Below are 21,079 nucleotides of genomic sequence, written 5' to 3'. Positions count from 1 at the left end.
CAGCGTAACGAGCGTAAAATTCCGGGGGGGACGGAAGTCGAAGGTGTTGGGGTTATATATTGTCAAGATGACGGAGAACGTAACGTGAGGGCTCAGTTTAAATCGCTCCTGAGCGCTGCGGGTGTGGTCTCTGTTAAAGGTGGTGGGCTAGTTTCTGAGCCTTGCTTGATCTCCTTGCCGGTCAGGCATACGGTGAGTCAGATCCTTATTGGGCCGTTAAAGGGTATTTTGAGAGAACGTATAATCATGGCTGCTTCGTGGAGGCGGTTGGCTATATCGTTAAGAGGTAGGGGGTCAGTGCCGATGGGGCGTACTGTAACTCCTCTGATGGGAATAGTCCGTTTGATGAGAAGCATTTTGAGGGGGTGGAATTTGCTTATGGCTATCCGCTTAAGGATGAAGATACAGTTGTCGTGAGAAAAGCTGTTTGTTCTGAATACATTCGATTAGCGTGTGAGAACCATCTTAAACGCCATCTTGAAGATGCTGCGAAAGTAAAAGAGCTCTTGGGTCAGATCTCTTTCTAGTTTCGAATCACAAATAGGCTATGCCCACCGGAGGCTATCTGGTTCAAAAGAAATAGCAGGTACAGTTGCGACGGACGGACGAAAGTTTCTGCAACGGAAGGAACGTTTCCAGGCGAGGTATTTACCGGGAGGAAACCGCATCAGACGACTCCTGGAATTGAGAGTGTGACACAGTAGAGGTAAACTCCCGCGGCTGGGAAACAGCAAAAATCTGTGAACGATTACGGCCAGTATGGCCGGCAGGTTAAGAGAATGGATAACACTAATCACGGATATGGAAACCAAGAAAAGCCTGCGGAGTATCATTCCGCCCCCCCTGCACAAGGCGCTGGAGGACAAACTTTATTTCAATTAATGGCATTTCCAACTTTATAGGGAGCTACACCCAAAGGCTCTGTCCATGGTGAGTTTGAAGTTCCAGCTAACAGCTTGCTGCAAGGCGGCAAAGATGGCAGGTTTAAAATTATTGGCCCTGATGCAGGTAAGTCTCAGCAGTTTTTTCTTAATAAACAGAGCGGTGAGCATCTTCCGACGGTCAAGAATATTGAAGTTCTAGAGAGGAAGTGAGAAACCTTATGGATGGCTCTTGGTTTAATGAACGCGTAAAACCACATTTGAAGGGGTTTTCTCTAGAGTACTCATCATTTGCTGGTGGGGATTTTGGAGACCTTGAAAGGATAGAGTTGGAAGGTTTTAACAAGCTAGGAACTGTCGAATTTTGGTCTGAAGGTTGGGTGGGTATTGATATATATGACTGTGTTCTTGATGAACAGGTTATGAATGTGTTGCTTTCTCCAGAAGAGGAAGAATCTATTTCTCAGGTATTTGAGCAGTTTGTAAAGATACTGACGCAGGATAGCTGATGTTGCTGAAGACAATGCATCCGGTTTGGTTTCTGGAGAAGTGAGTGTTGTAAGTATTGGATAAGCTGCCGCTAACGACGCGAGCTTCGATGGTGCAGAAGCGAGTAATCGAGCCGAGTCAGGGATAATTGCAAAAGTAACCGACGGATGGGCACCATATTCTAAGTTTATTGGTGCAATCGGTGAGGCGCGAGGCTGGAATAAAGCTCCTGAATCAGGCTGGGTGTCTATTTCTGGGCCAGGGAAGGCATAACTACCGGGGGCCGATTACATTACATATGATCCTGCAACACGATCTGTAATTGTTTGGGATGCCAAGTATCGTGCTCCCGGTGGGAAATATCCATCTTCTCTACCTCTATCTAAATTGCAGGCATGGCAGGCAGAGATCATCAACTCTGTAAAGAACATGCCAGATGGGCAGGCTAAGGTATCGGCAGAGAGTGCGTTGAAGGCAGGCCAGGTTGAGGGGCGAATATTCAAATGGCCACAATAGGTTAGGAGGGTTGAAGATGTTTGATTGTCCGTTATTGCATAAGTTAAGTGTTGAAAGTTCCGTTGATCTATTGGAGGGTGGGATAGCCCTGGATGATGGTGTTTATAAGGTTTCGGATTCGAAATATTTTCTGGTAGACAGTTCTTTTGAAGGCGATAAAGAAAAGGTAACGCTTGTTTCAATTTTCTGGGCATGTAGTGAGTCGGCATTTCGGCGAGTTTATTTTAAAGATGTTGAAAATGATGACCTGGCTAAGAGTCCCCCTCCGGCCGAGTTTCTTCCATTTGGGACGGAAATGAACTACGGCAGCATCCGAAGTGCCTTAAAATCCCTTGATCCTGATCATTTTTTGGAATGCGCATCTTATCGCGTTATGTCTGATGGTGCATTTATTCATAAGAGTTTGGAAAGCCTTAGGGTGATTTATTACTTCCGGTCACCTGAAGTTATTGAAGGTGAGTTTCCATGCGCAATTATGTTTAGGTAACAGATGTAGGCTTAGTGGTGCAAAAGGGGCTGGAGGGATGGTTCAGGGGGGGGGCATGTTTTGTGCACTTCACTAGTAATGGTGTTGCGGGGAAGGTTATATTTGATTCGGGGTTGCCGAACGCGTCTGAGTATCTGAGCGCGATGTCTGACGTGTTTGGGCAATTTAAAGGTGAGTCGGCCTTCTCCAATGAAAACGTAAACTTGATTTGTAGCTTGGTTTTGAGCGGTCCGCTTGGAGTGTGTCGCCGGATGCGCGGAACCTCCCTCTAAAAAATGATTCAGTAAAAGAGGTAATTGCGAGTAATCCGTTTATACCTAAAAGTGACGGAGGGACGTTTCAAATGATGGATTTCTTGCCTGAAGCTACTAGAGTTCTGGAACCTGGAGGCAGGATATTTGTGAACGCAAATGCTGCTAATCCCTACGGAAAATTACCCTCCCCGGCCGAACTCAACAACCTAGGCCTAAAGGTGGTGCAGGATGGTCCATTGGATAAGAGATTTGCGTCTCACATATTTGTTCGTGCTGATGGAAGCGTAATTACCAATTTGGATAGTATGAAGACTGTCGTATTGGAGAAAGTAAAGTGAGAGTGTTTTTGGACTTTGGTGCGCTAGTTTTATTTGATTGTGTATTTGGTGTCGCTGTTGTTGAAGGGGATAGGTTTAAGATTTATGTGGTTAAGGGCTTGGCCCTTCCTTTCATGAAGGATTTTTTTTCGGAAGCGGGGTGCAACTTTGTAAGTTGTGAGCAGCAAGAAAGTACTTCGGTGGAAAGGTTCTTTCCTGTCCGATATATTTATGATCCGGTGAGGGGGAGTGAATATTTTGATTGGGCGGTTGAAGACGAGTTGCTGAGGGGGAAGAACAAGGACGGAGACTGGGTCTATTCCAGCAATAAAGCTGAAAGCAGGTTCGCGATGCATGAATACGTTGGCGGCTGCTGGCTGGTGTTTGATCGTATCAGTCATGTGCATGAGGTGCTGGATGCATATGAGGCGAATTCTGAACTGGTAATAGGTCGATTTGAGAAGGATTATGTAAGTAGTGCTACTTCAATGTTGGTAGGAGACAGGTATTTTGTTGAAGGTGTTTGTATGAATGATGGCAAGGCGGGGTGGGGGGCGTGGAATATAATGTCCGAAAATTTCTGGCTTGAGATATCATGACTGGAGATGTCGAGGTTTAAAGTGTTCCAAGGGAAAGTTATTTGTCTAATTTCTTTTTGGTGGGCTTTCGCGTAGTAGCTTGGATGCGTGATTTGGCGCAGTGAAGTAAACCGGTCTTTATCGTTAAGCTGATGGCTGCCCAGTTTTTGCCCCTATGGCCAGCCATGATGGATCCCTGCGAGGCGGGAAGCTTGGGCGAAGGATATTAAGGCGCGAGCGGCCTTCGAAACCTTGATGCCCACGGTAGTCAAAACGTTGAAGGGCAGCGTTAGAGTATCGTTCATCACGCTGATTAAGCTCTTAGAGCTGGAAATGTTTTATCGGGGTTTTGGGTGGTATCAGGTAGTAAGTGGTGGGGACTGTGCGGCATCCAAGATGCTTCTGTGATGACGAATGTCGCTTGTTTTGCATTTGAGTTTGGGTTTTTGGCTGGCTGAGTCTGATCGAAAGCTGGATTAGATAGTATGCTTGTTGAATGGGCTGGCAGATTAGGCAGGTAATCACTATGACTACTAAAATGCTTAAAAATACAAGTATAGATTTGTCCTTTCCTAATGTGGTGCATACTTTGTTTTTAGGTGATGATAAAGGCCGCATTGGAGGAGGAGTCTGGAAAGTAAAAGGCAGTGACCTTCGCCGCTCGGCAAGGTCTTTATTGCGAGAGTTGCGACTCGTATTTTCGTCGGAGCATTTGAATTTAACGGTGTGGCTATTGGTTGGGCAATCTGCTTGGCAGCAAGATACCCGAATAACCCGTTATAAAAGACTCTGGTCGGGGCTCAATGGATATGATCCAGATCGACATTGTGAAGCTAGTGTTTTTGAGTTTTGTCTTGAACGACCGAGCGCGATACGCTTTTATGGCATGCTTAAGGTTGATGAGTTTCAGTCTAACTATGCTTCAGAGTTTTTGGTTGGAGAAAACTGTGTTTATTGTGTCGCGATACCGGATGGGGTTGATTTGTCAGCGCTGGTTGCGAATGGTTGGAGTGGGGACTTGGTAAGTGATCGGAATTTTATAAAATTGCTTGTGGGTCGTGGTGCAGTTGTGGTGAAGTTTTTTGGTGGGTTTGATGATGTTGAAGCGGGGTGCATTATATTTTTTAATCCTGGTTTGGTATCGATGTTCGAGTAGGCTCCGCCCGGAGAATCAATGGCAGAGTTTGCGTCTGTATGCGGGTTGTTGCAGACTTGATTACATGCTTTCTCTTCAGAAAGTGCGTTCGTGCTTTGCAAGCTTGATGAGGCCGGTGTGTAGTTGGAGCGATCGCAGGGCCTTTGGGAATTCTCGTGCTCCAGGCAGTTAGCAGGTCAATGTGGCGACCCTGATCAGGAGAGTTACCGATGGACCGAGTTATTCAAGAGCCTACGATGCTCACCTCATTCAGCGAGGCCAGCTATGTCACGACCAACCGCGCGTTCGGCGTGACCGACTCCGATGCCAAGCCAATGTTCCAGGTTTCCGGTGGGATAAGCGCCGAGGACGCCCTGACCCGCGCTTCCCATCTGTTGAAGTGCGCCCAAGAAGCCGCCTACGAATTCACCGACAGCGGTCACCCCAACACCGCGCTGGTGTGGCGGTGCTTGAGTTGGTAGTCAGCGCCCAGGCGCTGGTGGACGCCGTGGTGGAGGGGATGAACGGCTGATAAAGCCGTTGCCGAAGGTTGGACTTTACCCCTGGGATCCAGGGTGAGGCGGCTGGCCAGCGCAGCCTTCGGCAGCGGCTACAGGGGATGGGATCAGCGGTTTATCGCGTCAGGTCGGCGGGCGAGTGGTGGGTGGGCCAGTCCGCCAGGGCAGCGTTCAGCCTGGTTTGCCAGCCTGGGCCCGAGTCGCGAAAGGCATCCAGCACGGAGGCATCCAACCGAAGGTTTACGTGTTCTTTGCACACCTCGGCTTTCGGCCGACCGCGCTTGGGTTTCAGCATTTCACGTGCTTGCAGTGCCCCAAATAGCTCAGGAAGCACTTCACTGGCGGGCCTGGCCTGCGCGAAGTCGGCGTCGGACCATTCAGGGCTGACTGCATCCGGTTGGTCAGATTTGGTGGACTTGTGCATAGCCTCGAACCTCTCGTTTGTTTGCCTTGCGGAGGCTGATGACGTGCACCGTGTTATCGCGCGGTGTGAAGATCAGCACGTGCAAACGTGTGTGGATAAACCCAATTGCCTGGTAACGCGGTTCGGCGTAGTCGAACCTGAGATCCTGCCGCACCTGGGCAGTTGACCAGTCGAACTCCTGGGCGCTATCAAACGATATTTCACGCTCTGCCAGGTTAGGGGCGCTCTTTCCTGGATCGTACGGAAATCGCACAGTTAATGTAGCCACGATAATTATTTCGGCAAGCGATGATCGTGGTCGCGAGGTGTGGGCGCAAGAGGCTAAAACGTTTAGAAACAGAAGGTGAGAGGGAGGGAGGTAGACCTGCCGCAAAGATGGGGGAGCGCGTTAATTGTTCCGGACGCAGGTGCACGCTTGGCATGGGCTGCGGGGCTGCTGGCCAGCGCAGCCTGGCGGCAGCGGCTACAGAGCTTGCTTGGGGTGGGGGATGCGCGCAGAAACTGGCGGCGCATTTTCATAACCCGTCAGCCTTGGCTTGGTTCCGCCTTTTCCGTGTCCAGCCTCAGAAATTGCGCAGGCACGCGTTCCACCAACCACACCCCATTCTCCGCTCGAAAGAACGTGAAGCCCTGCTGCTGCATCGCCTGTGTCTCGATGCGCAGCACCACAGGCTTGCCATAGCGCTGCCCCACGGCCGCTGCCGTAGTGATGTCTGCAGCCAGGTGCACGTGGTGGCGCGCGCCGGCGATCAGGCCTTGTTCGCGGATGGAATCCAGAAAGCGGGTGGCAGTGCCATGGTAGAGCACGGTCGGTGGCTCTTGTGCTTCTAGCTGCAGGTTGACGCTGGTGGTGGAGTGGCCTTGCACGGCGCGTATGCGCTGGCCGTCGCTGGACAGGGCGAAGCGTTTTTTGTCGCTGGTGTCGACTACGGCTTGGATCTGGTCTCGGTTCAGGGTGCGGCCCTGGGTGGCTGCGCCGCGGATGAGTTGGTCGAGGTCGGCCCAGCCTTCGCTGTCCAGGGTAAGGCCGATGGCTTGGGGCTCGTGGCGTAGGACGTAGCTGAGGAATTTGCTGAGGTCGTTGAGGGCGGTGCTGTTCATGGTACTTCCTGCCTTGGGGGCTGGGTGATGGGATATCCATTGGGAAGGTTTCCCTACGGTTTGTAGGAGACTTCTGGTTTTGTTCGGATGGCTGGAATGAGCGTTTCGAAGAATCTATTGGAGGTGTTCGCAGGCTCGGTTAACGCGTCAGCGCACTAGATCCACGGGAAATGGTCCGTAATCCAGTCATTCAGCTGAATATATTTACTAGAGATGAGCAATGACAAAATGGGATGGGTACCTGGATGCGTTGCAGGTTGCGAGGGGGCTGTACGAATTCGCTATGTCGGAGCGGAGCTATAGCAGTCTGGCAGCATTCCATTTTGCCAGCGATGAAATGGATTGCTTTGGCGGCCCTGGCTCAACTTTGATGTCTTTGTTTTTCTGGGTTTCTATTTTCAAGGTTGGATTTGATCGCGGGTTGAGCGTGGTAGGAGGTGATGAGTATTTTTTGGAAATATGCTCCGATGTGAAGGCCTCGCTCAGCGAATTTGTACTACAAGGCACTGATAAAAACAGATTTGATTCCATTGAATTGAGTGTTTTCGCTTCAGATAGTGCGTTCGTCCTTTGCAAGCTTGATGAGACTGGTGTGTAGCGGCACGGGTGCAGTGGCTTCGGGCATTCTCGCGCTCAGGCAGCCGGCAGGTAGGTGTGCATCGCGCAGAGAGCGCTGATGTAACCGGTGCCGAAGATTGAGTCTATGGTGAGGCAACTGGCCAGCGCAGCCTGGCGGCAGCGGCTACAGTCCTGGGGGCAGCTTCCCCCTCAAACCTCCACCAACGCCCCCAACTCCCGCTCCAGCTCCTCCATATCCCCGAGATTCAACTCGATGATCCGGCGCAAATGGCCAATATCTTCCAGGCCAATGTGCAGGCACGCAAACCCCAGGTGCCCATGCTCTTCATGGCGCAATTCCGCGTCCATGCGCACTTCGATCAGGTCGGTGAGGTGGATGTTGATCTGGAAGTGCTTGCGCGGGTCGACGTCCCAGTGGTCAGGCCGCTGGATCAGGGCGCCGCGCAGGGACAGGTCGATGAGTTTCACCGACCAGTTGCGGTCGCCCTGGCTGATCTGGGTCTTGGCGTCGAAGGCGACGCGCTTGAAGCGGCGGCGCTCGTCGTGGGTATCGGTCATGGCTGCGGCCCTCTGCGATTCCCCTGACTATAGCTTAGTGTCTCAAAGCCATCTTCGAACCCGTCGACAATACTGACGATAGGTGTCGCCGAACTGTTGCTCCAGCTGCGCCTCGTCCGGCCGGATGACGGCGCGGTTCATGATGGCGATCAGGGCGGGCAGCAGCAGCCATGGCCACAGGCTGCTCAGCAGCACGCCGATGCCGGCGTAGGACAGGGTGTCGCCCAGGTTCACCGGGTTGCGTGACACGGCGAAGGGGCCGTTTTGCAGCAATTGGTCCGGCTGTTCGAAGTTGCTGGGGCTGGTGGCCTGGCGCTTGAAGCGCAGCATGGCCCAGAACGACAGGCCCTGGCCCAGCACTATCAGGGCCACGCCAGTGGCGCGGGTCCAACTGGTGTCGGGCACGGGCAGGGGCAGGGCGTAGCTCAACGCGATGGCCACGGCGATGAAGGTCAGGTACAGCAGCGGCGGTGGAAACGGAGCCTTGGGCATGGGGGCATTCCTGTGCGGGGCTTACTTATTGCGACCGGCGTTTGGCCGCGGTGTTCACTGGTCTGCTGGTGCTTGCCAAGTGCCACGCAAGGGCGGATAAAAATGATGGTCGTCCTGTAAAAGAAGGCTCTAGACCAACGTAAGGGGTGGTCTTTCCGTGCAGTCTCGCTAGACTCGCAGGGCTGACTTTCGTATCCACTTGGTTGGAATAAAAAAAATGAACAACAACAATAGTCCGCTCCGCCATCTGCCATGGCTGATCGTGGCAGTACTGGGAGCGTGCGCCCTCGGCGTCGTGGCGTTGCGCCGCGGCGAAGCGGTCAACGCACTGTGGATTGTGGTGGCGGCGGTGGCTATCTACCTGGTTGCCTACCGTTACTACAGCCTCTTCATCGCCAACACCGTGATGCAGCTCGACCCGCGTCGGGCCACGCCGGCGGTGCTCAACAACGACGGTCTGGACTATGTGCCGACCAACAAGCACATCCTCTTTGGTCACCACTTTGCCGCCATTGCTGGCGCAGGGCCGCTGGTGGGCCCGGTGCTGGCCGCGCAGATGGGCTACCTGCCCGGCACGCTGTGGCTGATCGCCGGCGTGGTGCTGGCCGGCGCGGTGCAGGACTTCCTGGTGCTGTTCATGTCCACGCGGCGCAACGGGCGCTCGCTGGGGGACATGGTGCGCGAGGAGATGGGCCGCATTCCCGGCACCATCGCCCTGTTCGGCTGCTTCCTGATCATGATCATCATCCTCGCGGTGCTGGCGCTGATCGTGGTCAAGGCCCTGGCCGACAGCCCATGGGGCATGTTCACGGTGATGGCGACCATCCCGATCGCGATGTTCATGGGCGTGTACATGCGCTACATCCGCCCGGGCCGCATCGGCGAGATCTCGATCATCGGCGTGTTGCTGCTGCTGGGCTCGATCTGGCTGGGGGGCCAGATTGCCGCTGATCCGGCGTGGAACAAGATCTTCAGCTTCACCGGCATCCAGATCACCTGGATGCTGATCGGCTACGGCGCGGTGTCGGCGGTGCTGCCGGTATGGCTGGTGCTGGCGCCGCGTGACTACCTGTCGACCTTCCTGAAGATCGGCACCATCATTGCCCTGGCGATCGGCATCCTGATCACCACCCCGGTGCTGAAAATGCCGGCGCTGACCCAGTTCATCGACGGCACCGGCCCGGTGTGGAAGGGCGGCCTGTTCCCGTTCCTGTTCATTACCATTGCCTGTGGCGCGGTGTCGGGCTTCCACGCGCTGATTGCCTCGGGCACCACGCCCAAGCTGCTGGATAACGAAACCAACGCCCGCTACATCGGTTACGGCGGCATGCTGATGGAATCCTTCGTGGCGATCATGGCCATGGTGGCTGCCTCGGTGATCGAGCCAGGCGTGTACTTCGCCATGAACAGCCCGCCCGCCGTGGTCGGTACTGACGTGGTGGCGGTGGCGACCGCCGTCAGCAACTGGGGCTTTGCCATTACCCCGGACGCCCTGACGGCCGTGGCCCACGACATTGGCGAGAACACCATCCTGGCCCGTGCCGGTGGCGCGCCGACCCTGGCCGTGGGTATCGCGCAGATCCTGCACCACGTGCTGCCGGGTGAGAACACCATGGCGTTCTGGTACCACTTCGCGATCCTGTTCGAGGCGCTGTTCATCCTCACCGCAGTAGACGCCGGCACCCGTGCCGGGCGCTTCATGCTGCAGGACCTGCTGGGCTCGTTCGTGCCGGCGCTGAAGCGCACCGAGTCGTGGACCGCCAACATCATCGGCACCGCCGGTTGCGTGGCGCTGTGGGGTTACCTGCTGTATCAAGGCGTGGTCGACCCGCTGGGCGGCATCAACACCCTGTGGCCGCTGTTCGGTATCTCCAACCAGATGCTGGCCGGTATCGCGCTGATGCTGGGCGTGGTGGTGCTGATCAAGATGAAGCGCCAGCGCTACATCTGGGTGCCGTTGATTCCCGCTGTGTGGCTGCTGATCTGCACCACTACCGCGGGCTTCATCAAGCTGTTCGACGCCAACCCGGCCATCGGTTTCCTGGCCCTGGCGAAGAAATACAGCGCGGCGCTGGACGCCGGGCAGATCGTTGCCCCGGCCAAGGACATCAACCAGATGCAGCACGTGATCTTCAACGCGTACACCAACGCGGCGCTGACCGGGCTGTTCCTGTTCGTGGTGTTCGCGATCCTGTTCTATGCCATCAAGGTCGGTATCGCGGCCTGGGGCAAGACCGAGCGCACCGACAAGGAATCGCCTTTCCAGGCGGTCCCGGACGCGTGATGAACGAGGTAGGCAGACATGTTCAATGACCTGAGCCGGCTGGGCAAATACCTGGGGCAGGCCGCGCGCCTGATGGTCGGCATGCCCGACTACGACAACTACGTAGCGCACATGCAGGCCAAGCACCCGGACAAGCCGGTGATGGACTACGAGGCGTTCTTCCGCGAACGCCAGGAGGCCCGCTACGGCGGCAAGGGCGGGCCGAAGTGTTGTTGATTTGACCCATGCCCCCACTTGCCGGGGGCATGTTTTTTTGTGACACCCCCGTAGCAGCTGCCGCAGGCTGCGTCTGCTATGTGCGGCGCCTGTGACGCAGCCTGGCGGCAGCTGCTACGGGGGTTACCTTGGAGTATGCATTTGTCTTCCCCCATTCCCGTCACCATCCTCAGCGGCTTCCTGGGCGCCGGCAAGACCACCTTGCTGCGCCACCTGCTCAAGGCCGAGCACGGTCTGAAAATAGCCGTCATCGAGAACGAATTCAGCGACGCCGGCATCGACACCCAGCTGCTGGGCGACGCCCCGGTGCAGGTCATGACCCTGGCCAACGGCTGCGTCTGCTGCACCATCCACACCGACCTGACCAAGGCGCTGTTCCTGCTGCTGGAACGCCTGGACAGCGGCGAGCTGGCCTTCGACCGCCTGGTGATCGAGTGCACCGGCCTGGCCGACCCCGCGCCTGTGGCGCAGACCTTTTTCATCGACGAGGAACTGCGCGAGCGCTACATCCTCGACGGCATCATCACCCTGGTGGACGCCGCCAACGCCGACGTGCATCTGGCGCAGACCATCGCCCAGGCCCAAGTGGGCTTTGCCGACCGCCTGCTGGTGAGCAAGACCGACCTGGTCAGTGCCCAGGCCTTCGAGGCCCTTGGCCAGCGCCTGACCCGCATCAACCGCCGCGCCCCGATGCGCGTGGTGCAGCACGGCGAGATCGACCTGGCCGAGCTGCTGGACGTGCGCGGCTTCAACCTCAACGCCAGCCTCAATCTGCGCCCGGTGGTGGCCGCCGGCAGCCTGGACCGCATCAGCAGTCTGGTGCTGCGCACCGACCAACCGCTGGACATCGACCGCCTCAGCGACTTCATGAACCAGCTGCTGGAAGACCACGGCCGCCAGCTGCTGCGCTACAAGGGCGTGCTGAACATCGCCGGCGAAGACCGCCGCCTGGTGTTCCAGGGCGTGCTCAAGCTGTACGGCTTCGACTGGGACACCGAGTGGGCCCCGGGGGAGGCACGCGAGAGCGTGATGGTGTTCATCGCCGACGACCTGCCCGAGGAAAAGATCCGCGCCGGCTTTGCCGCGTTGCAGGCTTAACCGATCGGTCATGTTTCGCTGTTAGCGTGGCGCCCCTGCCCACCCCCTGACAGCGGAGCACCGATGCGTTCACGCCATACCCCACGGCCATGGTTGGCCCTTGCCCTGTTGCTGGCACTGCCGGCGGCACGCGCCGATTCCAGCATTCCCGGCTTCGAGCTGGTGCACACGGTGCCGCTGGCCACCACCCTGCAAACCCCCGACCTGCGCGCGCCGGGGCCGGTGTGGATGCAGCTGTTCGACAACGCCCGCCACAGCATCGACATCGAACAGTTCTACGCCGTGGACCACTCAGGTTCGGTGATGGAGCAGGTGATCAAGCACCTGCAGGCCGCTGGCGAACGCGGGGTGAAGATCCGCTTCCTGCTGGAAGACAAGGGCCAGAAGCTCTCCGACCCGGCCACCCTGGCGCGGCTGCGGGCCATCCCCAACCTGAGCTTCGCCGTGCTGCCCTACGCGCAGCTGACCGGCAACGGCATCATCCACGCCAAGTTCATGGTGGTGGACGGCACGCGGGCTTTCGTCGGCAGCCAGAATTTCGACTGGCGTTCGATGGAGCATATCCACGAGACCGGCGTGTTGATCAGCGAGGCGCAGATGGCCGCCCAGGTGCAGGCCATCTTCAACCAGGACTGGGCCGCCGAGCAGGCCCTCAGCCAGCACCAGCCGGTGCCGCAGCCGGCCCAGGGCGCACCTGCGCCACGCACCGGCAATTACCTGGTGGCCAGCCCGGCGCGCTTCAACCCGCCGGGTGTGGGCGACTCGGAACAGGAGCTGCCACAACTGCTGGCCGAGGCCAAACATGAGGTGCGCGTGCAGCTGCTGGACTATGCGCCGCTGTCCTACGGCCCCGACCACACCCGCCCTTATTACCCGGTTATCGACAACGCCCTGCGCGCTGCGGCAGCCCGCGGCGTGCTGGTGAAGCTGATGGTGTCCGACTGGAACACCGCGGAGCCCGAGCTGGACTATCTGAAAAGCCTGGCGGTGCTGCCTAACGTGCAGGTGCGCATCGTCACCATTCCCGAGGCGCCCACGGGCTTCATCCCTTACGCGCGGGTCACCCATAGCAAGACCATGGAAATCGACGGCCAGGTCGCCTGGGTGGGCACCAGCAACTGGCTGGGCGGCTACATGGACAAGTCGCGCAACTTGGAGGTGGTGATGCGCAACCCGGCCATGGCCACGCGCGTAGGCCAGCTGCATGCCCAACTGTGGGACAGCCCCTACGCGCACCCGCTACAACTGGACAAAACATACCCAACCCCCCACCCCGGCACCCCGTAGCAGCTGCCGCAGGCTGCGTCCGGCCCCCTGGACGCGGCCTTTGGCCGCTGCTACGGGTTGTGCGGGCATAAAAAAACCGGCTCGATGAGCCGGTTTTTTTTGCGTCAGGGTGCTGCTATCAGTTGCCGTAGACCGGCAGCTTGGCGCAGATGGCCTTGACCTTCTCGCGAACGGCGTCAATCACCGCTTCGTTGTTCAGGTCCGCCAGGATGTCGCAGATCCAGCCGGCCAGTTCCTTGCACTCTGCTTCCTTGAAGCCGCGAGTGGTCACGGCCGGGGTGCCGAAGCGCAGGCCCGAGGTGACGAACGGGGAGCGTGGGTCGTTTGGCACCGAGTTCTTGTTCACGGTGATGAACGCCTTGCCCAGGGCAGCGTCGGCGTCTTTGCCGGAGATTTCCTGCTTGATCAGGGACAGCAGGAACAGGTGGTTCTGAGTACCGCCCGACACCACGTCGAAGCCGCGCTCGATGAACACGCCGGCCATGGCCTGGGCGTTCTTCACCACTTGTTGCTGGTAGGCCTTGAACTCAGGCTGCAGCGCTTCCTTGAAGCACACGGCCTTGGCGGCGATGACGTGCTCCAGTGGGCCGCCCTGGGCGCCTGGGAACACGGCGGAGTTCAGCTTCTTCTCGATGTCGGCGTTGGCGCGCGCCAGGATCAGGCCGCCACGTGGACCGCGCAGGGTCTTGTGGGTAGTGGTGGTGACCACGTCGGCGAACGGCACAGGGTTGGGGTAGACGCCAGCGGCGACCAGGCCGGCCACGTGGGCCATGTCGACGAACAGGTAGGCACCTACCTTGTCGGCGATTTCGCGGAAGCGGGCGAAGTCCAGCACTTGCGAGTAGGCGGAGAAACCGGCCACGACCATCTTCGGCTTGTGCTCGACGGCCAGGCGCTCGACTTCGTCGTAGTCGATCAGGCCGTTGGCGTCGATGCCGTACTGGACAGCGTTGTACAGCTTGCCCGACGAGGAAACGCTGGCACCGTGGGTCAGGTGACCGCCGTGGGCCAGGCTCATGCCCAGGATGGTGTCGCCGGCCTGCAGCAGGGCCAGGTAGACGGCGGCGTTGGCCTGGGAGCCGGCGTGCGGCTGGACGTTGGCGTAGTCGGCGCCGAACAGCTGCTTGGCACGGTCGATGGCCAGTTGCTCAACCACGTCGACGTACTCGCAGCCGCCGTAGTAGCGCTTGCCTGGGTAGCCTTCGGCGTACTTGTTGGTCAGCACCGAGCCTTGGGCTTCCATGACGGCTGGGCTGGTGTAGTTCTCCGAGGCGATCAGCTCGATGTGCTCTTCCTGGCGCTGAGCTTCTTGCTCCATGGCGGCAAAGAGATCGGCGTCGAACTTGGCAAGGGTCAAATCACGGCTGAACATGGCGGTCCTCAAGGATCGTGCTGGAAAAAGGTGATCAGGCGCGCATTCTACCCCATCGCGTTTTATCTGGCATATGAAAGGCAGTCATTGCCTTGACGAGTGGTGTTCATGACGCTTCTGTGGGAGCTGGCTTGCCAGCGAGTTCTTTGGGGGCTCCACAAGCTCGCTGGCAAGCCAGCTCCCACACTGTTCAGTCGAACATGAACAGCGCGTCGTTGCTGAACTGCGCCTCGAAGCGGCTGGCCTGCATGGGCCGGCCGAACAGGTAGCCCTGCACCTCGTCGCAGCCATGCTCGCGCAGGAAGTCCAGCTGCTCGTGGGTTTCCACGCCCTCGGCGATCACCGCCAGGTTCAGGCTGTGGGCCATGGCGATGATGGCGCGGGCGATCTGCGCGTCCTGCTCGCCCTCGGGCAGGCCGTCGACGAAGGTGCGGTCGATTTTCAGCACGTCGATGGGGAACTGCTTGAGGTAGTTGAGCGACGAGTAGCCGGTGCCGAAGTCGTCCACCGCGATGCTCAGGCCCAGGAACTTCAGGCTGTCGAGGATCTGCATCGCTTCGTTGACTTCGCGCATCAGGATACTTTCGGTCAGTTCCAGCTCCAGGCAGGCCGGCGGCAGGCCGGTTTCCTTGAGGATGTTGGCGATGCGCGTGCCCAGCTGGCCGTCGGAGAACTGCCGTGCCGAGATGTTCACCGACACCTTGGGCACGCGCACCTTGGCCTGGTGCCAGGCGCGCAGCTGGCGGCAGGCCTCGGTCAGCACCCAGTCGCCGACGTCCACCACCAGGCCCAGCTCCTCGAGCACCGGGATGAAGTCGCCCGGCGGCACCAGGCCGCGGCGGGGGTGGCGCCAGCGCAGCAGCGCCTCGGCGCCGGTCAGGCGCTTGCCGTCGCCGCTGAACTGCGGCTGGTAGTACAGCACGAACTCTTTCTGCTCCAGGGCGTGGCGCAGGTCGCTTTCCAGCTCCAGGCGCTCCAGGGCGCTGGCGTTCATGTCGGCCTGGTAGAACTGGAAGTTGTTCTTGCCGCGTTCCTTGGCGTGGTACATGGCGGTGTCGGCGTTCTTCATCAGCTGGCTCAGCTCGCTGCCGTCCTGCGGGCTGAGGGCGATGCCGATACTGGCGGTGACGAAGAATTCGCGGTTCTCCAGCACGAACGGCGTCACCAGGCTGGTGAGAATCTGCTCAGCCACGTGGATGGCGCGGTTCAGCGCCGCCTCGCGGGTGGCCCGCGGTTGCAGCAGCAGGGTGAACTCGTCGCCGCCCATGCGCGCCACGGTGTCTTCGTCGTCCACGCAGGCCAGCAGGCGCGTGGCCATTTCCTTGAGCATGCGGTCGCCGGCGGCGTGGCCCAGGGAGTCGTTGATCGGCTTGAAACGGTCGAGGTCGAGGAACATCAGCACCACCCACGACTTCTGCCGCTCGGCCTGCTGCAGCGCGGTGTGCAGGCGGTCCTGGAACAGCGTGCGGTTGGGCAGGTGGGTGAGGGCGTCGTAATAGGCCAGGCGGTGAATGCGCTGTTCGCTGGCCTTGCGCTCGCTGATGTCGCTGAAGAAACACACGTAGCTGGCCAGGTCGCCTTCGTCGTCGAACACTGCGGTGATGCCCACCCAGGCCGGGTAATGTTCGCCACTGCGGCGCTTGAGCCACACCTCGCCTTCCCAAGTGCCGCGGGTGTGCAGCTGCTTGATCACGTAGCTCAGGTGCGCCTGTTGCTCCTGGTCGACGGTGAGCATGGTCGGCAGTTGGTCCAGCACCTGCGCCACTTCGTAGCCGCTGACGCGGCTGAACGCCTCGTTGGCCTGCACGATGTAGCCAGCCGGGTCGGTGATCAGGATGGCGGAGGTGGAGTGCTCGAAAACCGTGGCGGCCATGCGCAGGTCTTTCTCGGCGCGGCGCTGCTGGCTGATATCGCGGGCCACGCCGAGGATGCCCTCGAAGGTGCCGTGGTCGTCCCACACCAGCACCAGGCGCAGCTCGATGGGGATCTTGCGGCCATCGCCGCGCAGGCAGTCGAGCACGAACAATTGGGTGGTCAGCTGGTTGCGCAGGGCCGCCAGTTCCTCGGGCTGGTCCAGCACCTTGCTGACCCGTTCGATCAGCTGGTAGATGCCGGTCAGCTGCTGCGGGTTGGCGATGGTGGATTGCCAGCCGTTGTCGAACACCCACTTCACGTCGTAGCCCAGCACTGCCTGCACCGAGGGGCTGACGTAGTTGAGGGCCAGCTGGCTGTCGGTGGAGAAGATCACGTCGCTGATGCTTTCGGCCAGCATGCGGTAGCGCTGCTCGCTGTCGCGCAGGGACTCGCTGGCCTCGATCTGTTCGGTGACGTCCTTGGCCACGCCGATGATGCGCGTGGCGCGGCCTTCGCTGTCGCGGGCCAGGGCTTGTTCGCGGATGTCGAAGCGCAGCCAGCGGCCGTCCTTGTGCTTGAACCGCAGTTGGCACTGCAGCAGCTGCAGGTCGGCGTCCTGGCGCCGGGCCAGGCGCATGCGCTGGTAGTCGCCGGCGTCCTCGGGGTGCAGCAGGATCTCCCAGAAGTATTCGCCCATCTGCACGAGCTCGGCCTTGCTGAAGCCCAGGGTCTGGCCCAAATGGTGGTTGCTGTAGATCATGCGCTGGCTCAACACGTCCTGCACGTACAGGTGGTCGGGCACGGTGCGCACCACGTCCGACCAGAAACCTTCGCGTTCCACCAGTGACAGCTCGACGCTCTTGCGGCTGGTGACGTCGTTGATGCTGAGGATCACCGAGCCGTGGTCGCCGCTGGCGTGGGGCAGGCGCAGGGTCAGCCACAGGTACTGGTGCTGGCCCAGGCGGTCGTTGATGCGAATTTCGGTTTCCAGCTCACGCTGCTCGCCCAACAGGGTGTCCAGCAGTTGGCGGCCGACGCTGGCGTTGTCCAGCCGGTCGCTGCCGAACAGGCGCTGCCAGGCGCCCTGGCTGTCTTCGACGTTGAGCAGGCCCAGGGCCATCTGGTTGACTTCGGTGATGCGCAGCTGCTGCATCAGCGCCTCGCGGCGTGCCGGCTGGGCCGCCAGCCAGGTGTCCAGCTCGGCAGGGGTGGCGATGCCGTTGGCGGCGAGGAAGTCTTGCAGGGCGCACAGGTCGAGCACGCACAGCGCCACGCCGGTGCCCTCGAAGATGTCCTGGTAGCGGCGGCGGTCTTCATGCAGCTGGCGCTGGCGGCGGCGCAGGTTGAACAGCGCCAGCAGCGGCAGCAGCGAGCAGGCGCCCAGCAGCAGGAACTTGCCGATCAGGGCGGGCAGCAGTTGCAACTCGGCGTCGTGTTCGTCGAACAGCGTGCGCAGTTGCCAGTCGGTGTTGGCCAGCGGCACGCTGGTGACGCTCTGGGCCTGCTCGCGGGCGCTCAGGGCCAGGCCGGTCTCGCTGCTGGCCGGGTCGCGTTGCAGCACCAGCGCCGGCTCGCGGCTTTCCAGCAGCCAGCGCGGCGGGGCGGTAGGGTCGACCCGGTGAGTGAGGATGGAATAGATGGAGGTGTCCAGGCGCAGCAGCCAGTAGCCTTCGCCGGGGCGCTCGCTGGCGCTGAGCAGCAGGTATACCTGATGGGCGTCGGGGCTCTGGCTGAAGTGGAAGCTCTCGCCCAGGCTGCGCTTCACCAGGCTGGGCAGGTCGTAGCCGGCGGCGGCATGGCCGTTGTCGGCGAGCACGTTGCCCTGGCTGTCGAGCCGGGCCACGCTCTGCAGGGCCGGCAGGTGCGCCTGCAGCAGCGCCTGCACGCCCTGGGGCGTCTGCGCGTCGCCGCTGGTGGCGCGGTACAGCGCCTGTTGGCCCTTGAGGGCCATGTTCAGCCCCAGGTGCTCGCCCAGCACCGTGGTGTAGTCCAGGGTGCGCTGCCGTTGGTCGGCAACGCTATGCTTGAATTGGTCCAGCAGTTGCCACACCAGCAGGGTCAGCAGCAAGGCCAGCAGGGCCAGGGCGCTTTTTAAGGTGCCGCGCGTCGGCTCGCCGGTCGCGTTGATCGGGGAGCGCAGGGATGACGGCTGGTTGAGGTTGGTCAAACTGTGATCCTGCGGTCTGGCTGGCTGTGGCAAGTGGCTGGCAACAGGGCTTGCAGCCCGCTGCAAAGGGCCCCCTGGCCATAAACTGCGCGCACTATAAGCCGGACGCCCGAAGGGCGGCTAGCATGCCTTGTTTTATGGCCATGTGCCACCAGTGCTTGCAGGTCGTTTGCCCTGTCTCGCGCATTCCGGTAGCTTTGACCATCTCGCGGATTCTTCATCTGTCTACTGTCACCAGGTTTCTCATGGCTCAATACGTCTACACCATGCATCGGCTGAGCAAAGTTGTGCCGCCGAAGCGGGAAATTCTCAAAAACATTTCCTTGTCGTTCTTCCCTGGCGCCAAGATCGGCGTGCTGGGCCTCAACGGCTCGGGTAAATCCACCCTGCTGAAAATCATGGCCGGCGTCGACAAGGAATTCGACGGTGAAGCCCGCCCGATGCCCGAGCTCAACGTGGGTTATCTGCCGCAGGAGCCACAACTTGACCCGGCCAAGACCGTGCGTGAAGTGGTGGAAGAAGCGGTCAGCGTCATCAAGGACGCCCAGGCGCGCCTCGATGAAGTGTATGCCGCCTACGCCGATCCGGATGCCGATTTCGACAAACTGGCTGCCGAACAGGCCAAGCTCGAGGCCATCCTCCAGGCCAGCGACGGCCACAACCTGGAGCGCCAGCTGGAAGTGGCGGCCGACGCCCTGCGCCTGCCGGCCTGGGACGCCAAGGTAGAACACCTGTCGGGTGGTGAAAAGCGCCGCGTGGCCCTGTGCCGCCTGCTGCTGTCGGCCCCCGACATGCTGCTGCTCGACGAACCGACCAACCACCTGGACGCCGACTCGGTAGCCTGGCTGGAGCACTTCCTGCACGACTTCCCGGGCACCGTGGTAGCGATCACGCACGACCGTTACTTCCTGGACAACGTGGCAGGCTGGATCCTGGAACTGGACCGCGGCGCCGGCATTCCTTACGAGGGCAACTACTCGGGTTGGCTGGAAGCCAAGTCCGACCGTCTGGCCCAGGAATCCAAGCAGCAGTCGGCCCATGAAAAGGCCATGAAGGAAGAGCTGGAGTGGGTGCGCAAGGGCGCCAAGGCCCGCCAGTCGAAATCCAAGGCTCGCCTGCAGCGCTTCGAGGAAATGCAGTCGCAGGAATTCCAGAAGCGTTCGGAAACCAACGAGATCTACATCCCGGCCGGTCCGCGCCTGGGTGACAAGGTCATCGAGTTCAAGAACGTCACCAAGGGCTATGGCGACCGTGTGCTGATCGACAACCTGTCGTTCGCCATGCCCAAGGGCGCCATCGTCGGCGTGATCGGCGGTAACGGTGCCGGTAAGTCGACCCTGTTCCGCATGCTGATGGGCAAGGAACAGCCGGACTCGGGCAGCATCGAGATCGGTGAAACCGTGCAGCTGGCCTGCGTGGACCAGAGCCGTGACGACCTGGACGGCAGCAAGACCGTGTTCCAGCAGATCTCCGACGGCTCGGACAACATCCGCATCGGCAACTACGAGATCCCGTCGCGCACCTACGTCGGCCGTTTCAACTTCAAGGGCGGCGACCAGCAGAAGTTCGTCAAGGACCTGTCCGGTGGTGAGCGTGGCCGCCTGCACCTGGCCCTGACCTTGAAAGAGGGCGGCAACGTCCTGCTGCTCGACGAACCATCCAACGACCTCGACGTGGAAACCCTGCGTTCGCTGGAAGAAGCGCTGCTGGACTTCCCTGGCGCCGCCATTGTGATCTCTCACGATCGGTGGTTCCTGGACCGCGTGGCGACCCACATCCTGGCGTACGAGGATGATTCGCAGGCCGTGTTCTTCGAAGGCAACTACACCGAATACGAAGCCGACCGCAAGAAGCGCCTCGGCGACGCAGCGGCCCAGCCGCACCGGGTACGCCACAAGAAACTGGCGTAAACAGAAACGGGGCCTTCGGGCCCCGTTTTTTATGGGCCGTACCGCAAACGCGTAGCCGCTGCCGCAGGCTGCGCTGGCCCTATGCCTCGCTGGAAATCTTCAGGGTTCACGCTGGCCAGCGCAGCCTGGCGGCAGCGGCTACGCATTTGTTGGTCGGCAGCAATCAAGGGTGGTACGCGCGGCCTTCGCCCTGGGTTTTCTGCTGCTGCCACGCCCGCTCGCGGTCGTCGCCGTGCTGCACGCTCCAGTCGCTCTGGTCCGGCTGCGCGCTGGCGCTGGCCTGGCATTGCCTGAAGCCGTCATCCCAGCCGGTGGCGTAGACCTTCTCGTTGAGGTAGCGCGGCACGTCCTTGCGGAAGAAGCCGTTGACGCCTGCCGCTTCCCGGCCACTGCCGCAGCCATCCTTGAACCCGTCGGCGTAGCCCGGCGGGTACCCTTGGCTGACCATTTGCTCATGGGTGGACTGGCATCCCGCCAGCGCCACCACCATCAAAACCACCACACAGCGCCACATGATCCGACTCCCGTTTCATGCCCACCGCTCCCGCCTGGAAACTGCGAC

Annotated in this window: 20 protein-coding genes and 1 pseudogene; 13 read left to right on the top strand and 8 right to left on the bottom strand. The window is 59.8% G+C overall.

The window, feature by feature from the left end; genetic code table 11:
- Nucleotides 1-353: 353 nt before the first annotated feature.
- The 7 genes and pseudogenes from cdiI to AC0J42_RS26775 all read left to right on the top strand — a co-directional run.
- Nucleotides 354-527 (top strand): annotated as a pseudogene (cdiI, locus tag AC0J42_RS26805) (ribonuclease toxin immunity protein CdiI); the annotation flags it as partial.
- 429 nt (nucleotides 528-956) lie between these two features.
- Entirely contained in the window at nucleotides 957-1,094 is a 138-nt protein-coding gene (locus AC0J42_RS26800) for a hypothetical protein (RefSeq protein ID WP_473004535.1), read from the top strand.
- A gap of 8 nt (nucleotides 1,095-1,102) precedes the next feature.
- Entirely contained in the window at nucleotides 1,103-1,390 is a 288-nt protein-coding gene (locus tag AC0J42_RS26795) for a hypothetical protein (RefSeq protein ID WP_473004534.1), read from the top strand.
- Nucleotides 1,391-1,902: 512 nt separating this feature from the next.
- Nucleotides 1,903-2,373, top strand: a complete 471-nt coding sequence (locus AC0J42_RS26790) for a hypothetical protein (RefSeq protein ID WP_473004533.1) — start codon at nucleotides 1,903-1,905, stop codon at nucleotides 2,371-2,373.
- 588 nt (nucleotides 2,374-2,961) lie between these two features.
- Nucleotides 2,962-3,543, top strand: coding sequence for a hypothetical protein (locus AC0J42_RS26785; RefSeq protein ID WP_473004532.1), 582 nt, complete (start codon nucleotides 2,962-2,964; stop codon nucleotides 3,541-3,543).
- 505 nt (nucleotides 3,544-4,048) lie between these two features.
- Nucleotides 4,049-4,678 (top strand): hypothetical protein, encoded by a 630-nt coding sequence (locus tag AC0J42_RS26780; RefSeq protein ID WP_473004531.1) that lies wholly within the window; start codon nucleotides 4,049-4,051, stop codon nucleotides 4,676-4,678.
- Nucleotides 4,679-4,914: 236 nt separating this feature from the next.
- Nucleotides 4,915-5,139 (top strand): DUF3077 domain-containing protein, encoded by a 225-nt coding sequence (locus tag AC0J42_RS26775; RefSeq protein WP_473004530.1) that lies wholly within the window; start codon nucleotides 4,915-4,917, stop codon nucleotides 5,137-5,139.
- A gap of 151 nt (nucleotides 5,140-5,290) precedes the next feature.
- Here the strand turns inward: AC0J42_RS26775 and AC0J42_RS26770 are convergent, their stop codons facing one another.
- From AC0J42_RS26770 to AC0J42_RS26760, 3 genes are all read right to left on the bottom strand, one after another.
- Nucleotides 5,291-5,599, bottom strand: coding sequence for a BrnA antitoxin family protein (locus AC0J42_RS26770; protein WP_473004529.1), 309 nt, complete (start codon nucleotides 5,597-5,599; stop codon nucleotides 5,291-5,293).
- Complete coding sequence (locus AC0J42_RS26765) at nucleotides 5,577-5,852, bottom strand: BrnT family toxin (protein WP_473006906.1); 276 nt, start codon at nucleotides 5,850-5,852, stop codon at nucleotides 5,577-5,579. The genes AC0J42_RS26770 and AC0J42_RS26765 overlap by 23 nt, the downstream gene beginning before the upstream one ends.
- A 272-nt stretch (nucleotides 5,853-6,124) precedes the next feature.
- Nucleotides 6,125-6,700, bottom strand: a complete 576-nt coding sequence (locus AC0J42_RS26760; protein WP_473004527.1) for an RNA 2'-phosphotransferase — start codon at nucleotides 6,698-6,700, stop codon at nucleotides 6,125-6,127.
- A 220-nt stretch (nucleotides 6,701-6,920) separates the two neighbouring features.
- Between AC0J42_RS26760 and AC0J42_RS26755 the strand changes: the two genes are divergently transcribed.
- Complete coding sequence (locus AC0J42_RS26755; protein WP_473004526.1) at nucleotides 6,921-7,298, top strand: hypothetical protein; 378 nt, start codon at nucleotides 6,921-6,923, stop codon at nucleotides 7,296-7,298.
- Nucleotides 7,299-7,468: 170 nt separating this feature from the next.
- On the opposite strand, the gene AC0J42_RS26750 is transcribed toward AC0J42_RS26755, so the two are convergent.
- Together AC0J42_RS26750 and AC0J42_RS26745 are read right to left on the bottom strand one after the other, a co-directional pair.
- Nucleotides 7,469-7,837: a PilZ domain-containing protein gene (locus AC0J42_RS26750; RefSeq protein ID WP_416426981.1), complete on the bottom strand. Its 369-nt coding sequence runs from the start codon at nucleotides 7,835-7,837 to the stop codon at nucleotides 7,469-7,471.
- 42 nt (nucleotides 7,838-7,879) lie between these two features.
- Entirely contained in the window at nucleotides 7,880-8,329 is a 450-nt protein-coding gene (locus AC0J42_RS26745) for a methyltransferase family protein (protein WP_473004525.1), read from the bottom strand.
- A 217-nt stretch (nucleotides 8,330-8,546) separates the two neighbouring features.
- On the opposite strand from AC0J42_RS26745, the gene AC0J42_RS26740 reads away from it, so the two are divergent.
- The 4 genes from AC0J42_RS26740 to AC0J42_RS26725 all read left to right on the top strand — a co-directional run bounded on the left by AC0J42_RS26740 (nucleotide 8,547) and on the right by AC0J42_RS26725 (nucleotide 13,214).
- Complete coding sequence (locus tag AC0J42_RS26740) at nucleotides 8,547-10,613, top strand: carbon starvation CstA family protein (protein WP_416426979.1); 2,067 nt, start codon at nucleotides 8,547-8,549, stop codon at nucleotides 10,611-10,613.
- An 18-nt stretch (nucleotides 10,614-10,631) separates the two neighbouring features.
- The gene (locus tag AC0J42_RS26735; RefSeq protein ID WP_416426978.1) at nucleotides 10,632-10,829 is read left to right on the top strand and encodes a YbdD/YjiX family protein; all 198 of its coding nucleotides are present in this window, start codon (nucleotides 10,632-10,634) and stop codon (nucleotides 10,827-10,829) included.
- A gap of 135 nt (nucleotides 10,830-10,964) precedes the next feature.
- Nucleotides 10,965-11,927, top strand: a complete 963-nt coding sequence (gene yjiA, locus AC0J42_RS26730) for a GTPase (RefSeq protein ID WP_473004524.1) — start codon at nucleotides 10,965-10,967, stop codon at nucleotides 11,925-11,927.
- Between the two features lie 63 nt (nucleotides 11,928-11,990).
- A complete protein-coding gene (locus AC0J42_RS26725; RefSeq protein ID WP_473004523.1) occupies nucleotides 11,991-13,214 on the top strand; it encodes a phospholipase D-like domain-containing protein in 1,224 nt (407 codons plus the stop codon).
- 118 nt (nucleotides 13,215-13,332) lie between these two features.
- Here AC0J42_RS26725 and glyA read toward each other — a convergent pair whose 3' ends face one another.
- Nucleotides 13,333-14,586: a serine hydroxymethyltransferase gene (gene glyA / locus AC0J42_RS26720; protein WP_416426975.1), complete on the bottom strand. Its 1,254-nt coding sequence runs from the start codon at nucleotides 14,584-14,586 to the stop codon at nucleotides 13,333-13,335.
- 190 nt (nucleotides 14,587-14,776) lie between these two features.
- Complete coding sequence (locus AC0J42_RS26715) at nucleotides 14,777-18,607, bottom strand: sensor domain-containing protein (RefSeq protein WP_473004522.1); 3,831 nt, start codon at nucleotides 18,605-18,607, stop codon at nucleotides 14,777-14,779.
- 245 nt (nucleotides 18,608-18,852) lie between these two features.
- Between AC0J42_RS26715 and ettA the strand changes: the two genes are divergently transcribed.
- The gene (gene ettA / locus AC0J42_RS26710) at nucleotides 18,853-20,517 is read left to right on the top strand and encodes an energy-dependent translational throttle protein EttA (RefSeq protein ID WP_416426973.1); all 1,665 of its coding nucleotides are present in this window, start codon (nucleotides 18,853-18,855) and stop codon (nucleotides 20,515-20,517) included.
- Between the two features lie 163 nt (nucleotides 20,518-20,680).
- Here ettA and AC0J42_RS26705 read toward each other — a convergent pair whose 3' ends face one another.
- Nucleotides 20,681-21,031 carry a hypothetical protein gene (locus tag AC0J42_RS26705; protein ID WP_416426972.1) on the bottom strand — a complete coding sequence of 117 codons (351 nt, stop codon included), beginning with the start codon at nucleotides 21,029-21,031 and terminating at the stop codon, nucleotides 20,681-20,683.
- Between the last annotated feature and the right edge of the window lie 48 nt (nucleotides 21,032-21,079).

The organism is Pseudomonas sp. Tav-5-1A, from assembly GCF_055755055.1.
The sequence above is the reverse complement of the archived record's forward strand: the minus strand, read 5'-3'. Positions and strand labels throughout refer to the sequence as shown.

Coding starts and splice junctions, on each gene's coding strand:
- AC0J42_RS26795 (WP_473004534.1), top strand. CDS start 1,103: ATGGATGGCTCTTGGTTTAATGAACGCGTAAAACCACATTTGAAGGGG.
- AC0J42_RS26790 (WP_473004533.1), top strand. CDS start 1,903: ATGTTTGATTGTCCGTTATTGCATAAGTTAAGTGTTGAAAGTTCCGTT.
- AC0J42_RS26780 (WP_473004531.1), top strand. CDS start 4,049: ATGACTACTAAAATGCTTAAAAATACAAGTATAGATTTGTCCTTTCCT.
- AC0J42_RS26775 (WP_473004530.1), top strand. CDS start 4,915: ATGCTCACCTCATTCAGCGAGGCCAGCTATGTCACGACCAACCGCGCG.
- AC0J42_RS26770 (WP_473004529.1), bottom strand. CDS start 5,599: ATGCACAAGTCCACCAAATCTGACCAACCGGATGCAGTCAGCCCTGAA.
- AC0J42_RS26760 (WP_473004527.1), bottom strand. CDS start 6,700: ATGAACAGCACCGCCCTCAACGACCTCAGCAAATTCCTCAGCTACGTC.
- AC0J42_RS26755 (WP_473004526.1), top strand. CDS start 6,921: ATGACAAAATGGGATGGGTACCTGGATGCGTTGCAGGTTGCGAGGGGG.
- AC0J42_RS26750 (WP_416426981.1), bottom strand. CDS start 7,837: ATGACCGATACCCACGACGAGCGCCGCCGCTTCAAGCGCGTCGCCTTC.
- AC0J42_RS26745 (WP_473004525.1), bottom strand. CDS start 8,329: ATGCCCAAGGCTCCGTTTCCACCGCCGCTGCTGTACCTGACCTTCATC.
- AC0J42_RS26740 (WP_416426979.1), top strand. CDS start 8,547: ATGAACAACAACAATAGTCCGCTCCGCCATCTGCCATGGCTGATCGTG.
- AC0J42_RS26735 (WP_416426978.1), top strand. CDS start 10,632: ATGTTCAATGACCTGAGCCGGCTGGGCAAATACCTGGGGCAGGCCGCG.
- yjiA (WP_473004524.1), top strand. CDS start 10,965: ATGCATTTGTCTTCCCCCATTCCCGTCACCATCCTCAGCGGCTTCCTG.
- AC0J42_RS26725 (WP_473004523.1), top strand. CDS start 11,991: ATGCGTTCACGCCATACCCCACGGCCATGGTTGGCCCTTGCCCTGTTG.
- glyA (WP_416426975.1), bottom strand. CDS start 14,586: ATGTTCAGCCGTGATTTGACCCTTGCCAAGTTCGACGCCGATCTCTTT.
- ettA (WP_416426973.1), top strand. CDS start 18,853: ATGGCTCAATACGTCTACACCATGCATCGGCTGAGCAAAGTTGTGCCG.
- AC0J42_RS26705 (WP_416426972.1), bottom strand. CDS start 21,031: ATGTGGCGCTGTGTGGTGGTTTTGATGGTGGTGGCGCTGGCGGGATGC.